At 70.8% G+C, this 4,609-nt stretch carries 4 protein-coding genes; all 4 read left to right on the top strand.

Features of this window, described 5'->3' with window-relative positions:
- Positions 1 to 169 precede the first annotated feature (169 nt).
- Positions 170 to 1,504 (top strand): 1-deoxy-D-xylulose-5-phosphate reductoisomerase, encoded by a 1,335-nt coding sequence (gene dxr / locus ACYVOO_RS15295; protein WP_461016207.1) that lies wholly within the window; start codon positions 170 to 172, stop codon positions 1,502 to 1,504.
- Positions 1,501 to 2,805, top strand: coding sequence for a M50 family metallopeptidase (locus ACYVOO_RS15290; RefSeq protein ID WP_461016206.1), 1,305 nt, complete (start codon positions 1,501 to 1,503; stop codon positions 2,803 to 2,805). Before dxr ends, ACYVOO_RS15290 begins: the two co-directional genes overlap by 4 nt.
- Positions 2,806 to 3,132: 327 nt before the next feature.
- Positions 3,133 to 4,290 (top strand): flavodoxin-dependent (E)-4-hydroxy-3-methylbut-2-enyl-diphosphate synthase, encoded by a 1,158-nt coding sequence (gene ispG / locus ACYVOO_RS15285; protein WP_453349910.1) that lies wholly within the window; start codon positions 3,133 to 3,135, stop codon positions 4,288 to 4,290.
- 79 nt (positions 4,291 to 4,369) lie between these two features.
- Positions 4,370 to 4,609, top strand: a 240-nt coding sequence (locus tag ACYVOO_RS15280) for a helix-turn-helix domain-containing protein (RefSeq protein WP_461016205.1), incomplete at its 3' end; no start/stop codon positions are given.

Genomic DNA, 4,609 nt, shown 5'->3' with positions numbered 1-4,609 from the left:
GAGGCGGTCTGACGGCGCCGCCGCAGGGCGCCCGCACGGCGCACGCGGGCCCTGCGCCCGCCGCCGGCGCCGCCCGGACCCGCGCCCCGCCGCCCGCCTTTCACGTTCCGGCACGGGCACGGCGCACGCCCGTGCCGGAAGCGGAAGCGGGAGCCGCCACAATGGGTCCATGACCGAAAGCCCCGCAGCCATCCTCGCTGACCCGCATCTGCGCTCCTCGCCCCAGCCCGCCGAGTCCGCCGAGTCCGCCACGTCCGCCGCTTCCGGCGGGCCGCGCGACATCGTGATCCTCGGGTCGACCGGATCGATCGGCACCCAGGCCGTCGACGTGGTGCTGAGCAACCCAGGGCGCTTCCGGGTCACCGGACTCTCCGCCGCGGGCGGACGCGTCGAGCTGCTGGCCGGGCAGGCGCACCGGCTCCAGGTGCGCACCGTCGCCGTCGCCCGCGAGGACAAGGCGGCGGCGCTGCGGGAGGCGCTGCGTGCCGAGTACGGGCCAGGGGAGCCCGTCCCGCACGTGCTGGCGGGCCCGGACGCGGCGACCGAGCTGGCGTCGAGCGAGTGCCACACCGTGCTGAACGGCATCACCGGATCGATCGGGCTCGCGCCCACGCTCGCCGCGCTGAAGGCGGGCCGGATGCTGGCGCTGGCCAACAAGGAGTCGCTGATCGTCGGCGGCCCGCTGGTCAAGGCGCTCGCGCGGCCAGGGCAGATCGTCCCCGTCGACTCCGAGCACTCGGCGCTGTTCCAGGCGCTGATGGGCGGCACGCGCCGCGAGGTACGCAAGCTCCTCGTCACCGCCTCTGGCGGCCCCTTCCGCGGCCGTACCCGCGAGCAGCTCGCCGACGTCACCCCGCAGGACGCGCTGGCCCACCCCACCTGGGACATGGGCCCGGTCATCACGGTCAACTCGGCGACGCTCGTCAACAAGGGCCTGGAGGTCATCGAGGCCCACCTCCTCTACGACGTGCCCTTCGAGCGCATCCAGGTCGTGGTGCATCCCCAGTCGGCCGTCCACTCGATGGTGGAATTCACCGACGGCTCCACCCTCGCCCAGTGCGGTCCCCCCGACATGCGGCTGCCCATCGCGCTGGGCATCGGCTGGCCCGAGCGGGTGCCGGACGCGGGCCCGGTCTTCGACTGGTCGAGGGCCATGTCCTGGGACTTCTTCCCCCTGGACGAGGAGGCGTTCCCCTCCGTGCCGCTGGCCGCGCGCGTGGGCACCCTGGGCGGCACGGCGCCCGCCGTCTTCAACGCGGCGAACGAGGAGTGCGTCGACGCGTTTCTCGCGGGGCGGCTGCCGTTCACAGGCATCGTGGATACGGTGGCCGCTGTGGTCGAGGAGGGGCTGTCGTCCGGGGCCGTGCTCACGGACGACGGCGCGGCGGAGCGGAGCGGAGCCGGGGGAACCGGTCTCACCCTCGCCGATGTCCTCGACGCTGAGACCTGGGCGCGCGCCCGCGCCCGCGAACTGGCGGTATCGGCAGCGGAGGCCCGCGCATGACGACCTTCATGACCATCCTCGGCATAGTCGTCTTTGTCGTGGGTCTGCTCTTCTCGATCGCCTGGCACGAGCTGGGGCACCTCTCCACCGCGAAGATGTTCGGCATCCGGGTCCCGCAGTACATGGTGGGGTTCGGGCCGACGATCTTCTCGCGGCGCAAGGGCGACACCGAGTACGGCATCAAGGCGGTGCCGCTCGGCGGCTACATCCGCATGATCGGGATGTTCCCGCCCGGCGACGACGGCGCCCTGCGCAAGCGGTCCACCTCGCCGTTCCGCGGCATGATCGAGGACGCCCGCGCCGCCGCCTTCGAGGAGCTCCAGCCGGGGGACGACAAGCGGCTCTTCTACACGCGCTCCCCGTGGAAGCGCGTGATCGTGATGTTCGCCGGGCCGTTCATGAACCTGATCCTGGCCGTGGTCATCTTCCTCGGCGTGCTGATGTCCTTCGGCGTCAACACCCAGACCACCAGCGTCTCCACCGTCTCCGAGTGCGTGATCCCGGCCTCGTCGCAGTCCGACAAGTGCACCTCGGGCGCGAAGGACTCCCCGGCCAAGGCGGCGGGCCTCAAGCCCGGCGACAAGATCGTGGCCTTCGACGGCAAGCCCGTCTCCGAGTGGGACGACCTCCAGGGCCGCATCCGCGACACCACGGGGCCCGCGAGCATCACCGTCGAGCGGGACGGCGCGCGCCGCACCTTGCACGCCGACCTGATCGAGAACAAGGTCGCCAAGTCCGACGGGAACGGCGGCTACGTCCCCGACGAGTACGTGACCGCGGGCTTCCTGGGCTTCACCCCGGCGAGCGGCGTCGTGCAGCAGTCGTTCCCGCAGGCCGCTGACCGGATGGGCGAGATGATGTCCTCCGGCGTCGAGGCCCTGATAGCGCTGCCGTCCAAGATCCCGGACCTGTGGAACGCGGCCTTCGACGGTGCCGAGCGCAAGCAGGACTCGCCGATGGGCGTCGTCGGCGCGGCCAGGGTGGGCGGCGAGGTCTTCTCGCTGGACATCCCGCCGTCGCAGCGGGTCGCGACCATGCTCTTCCTGGTCGCGGGCTTCAACCTCTCGCTGTTCCTGTTCAACATGCTGCCCCTGCTGCCGCTGGACGGCGGGCACATCGCGGGCGCCCTGTGGGAGTCGGTCAGGAGGGCCTTCGCGAAGGTCTTCCGCCGCCCCGACCCTGGCCCCTTCGACGTGGCGCGGCTGATGCCCGTGGCCTACGTGGTCGCCGGGGTCTTCATCTGCTTCACCCTGCTCGTGCTGGTGGCCGACGTGGTGAACCCGGTCAAGCTGGCCGGATAGCGGACGAGCACGCGGCCCGGAGGGCGCGCGGGGCTCCCGGGACCACCGGGGGCCCCGCGCCCCTCCGGGCGGTTCCGGACGGGCGCCGCACACCGGTCCCGGAGTGTGACGGGACACACCGGTGGCGTTCCAGGGCTCCTGGGCACCGGGGGAAACGCGCTCACCTCGGTCGATGGCGGGGCACTTTGTGGCCAGCAGATAGCATTTCCGTACTTTCGTCGTAATTTCTTGTCGCGATGTGCTCGGTGGCCCGGCGGTGCCGTAATCTCGGGAGCCGGAGCCCGTCGATCTCGGGACCTTGATCCACACGTTGGGGTTGCTCGCCAGATGACAGCGATTTCACTCGGAATGCCGGACGTACCGACCAAGCTCGCCGACCGCCGTGTCAGCCGGAAGATCCAGGTCGGCCCGGTCGCCGTGGGCGGCGACGCCCCTGTGTCGGTGCAGTCGATGACGACGACGCGCACCGCGGACATCGGCGCGACGCTCCAGCAGATCGCCGAGCTGACGGCCTCCGGCTGCCAGATCGTGCGCGTCGCCTGCCCCACGCAGGACGACGCCGACGCGCTCGCCACCATCGCCAGGAAGTCCCAGATCCCGGTGATCGCGGACATCCACTTCCAGCCCAAGTACGTCTTCGCCGCCATCGACGCGGGCTGCGCCGCCGTCCGCGTCAACCCCGGCAACATCAAGCAGTTCGACGACAAGGTCAAGGAGATCGCCGACGCGGCCTCCGCCGCCGGTACCCCCATCCGCATCGGCGTCAACGCGGGCTCGCTCGACAAGCGGCTGCTCCAGAAGTACGGCAAGGCCACCCCCGAGGCCCTCGTCGAGTCGGCGCTGTGGGAGTGCTCGCTCTTCGAGGAGCACGGCTTCCGCGACATCAAGATCTCGGTCAAGCACAACGACCCCGTCGTCATGGTCAACGCCTACCGCCAGCTCGCGGCCCAGTGCGACTACCCGCTGCACCTCGGCGTCACCGAGGCCGGGCCCGCCTTCCAGGGCACCATCAAGTCCGCCGTCGCCTTCGGCGCGCTGCTGAGCGAGGGCATCGGCGACACCATCCGCGTCTCGCTGTCCGCGCCGCCCGCCGAGGAGATCAAGGTCGGCATCTCCATCCTGGAGTCGCTGAACCTGCGCCAGCGCCGCCTGGAGATCGTCTCCTGCCCCTCCTGCGGCCGTGCCCAGGTGGACGTCTACAAGCTGGCCGAAGAGGTCACCGCCGGACTCGACGGCATGGAGGTCCCGCTGCGCGTCGCCGTCATGGGCTGCGTCGTCAACGGCCCGGGCGAGGCCCGCGAGGCCGATCTCGGCGTCGCCTCCGGCAACGGCAAGGGCCAGATCTTCGTCAAGGGCGAGGTCATCAAGACCGTGCCCGAGTCGAAGATCGTGGAGACGCTCATCGACGAGGCGATGAAGATCGCCGAGCAGATGGAGAAGGACGGCGTCATGTCCGGCGAGCCCCAGGTCTCCGTCGCGGGCTGACCCCCCTACGCAGCAGAAAGCCCCGCACCGGTCGCTTGGGTTCTAGTGGTCGTTGCAACACCCCAGTTCAAGGGGTGCGATGGACTTCGAGGTCCGCAAGGTGCGCTCGGCGCAGGGGCGCAGGAAGCTCCACGCTGAGCGGGCGGAATACTTCCGGCTGGTGAAGGCGGGATACACCAACAAGGAGGCATCCGCGGCGGTCGGTGTGAACGAGCGCACCGGACGTGAGTGGCGCAGTGGCCGGTGGGACCCTCAGCGGCTCAGACCGCCAGCGGCCCAGGCGACGCGCCGCCCCGATCAGGAGCGCGTCTACATCAAG

The organism is Streptomyces daliensis (assembly GCF_054782395.1).
The sequence above is the reverse complement of the archived record's forward strand: the minus strand, read 5'-3'. Positions and strand labels throughout refer to the sequence as shown.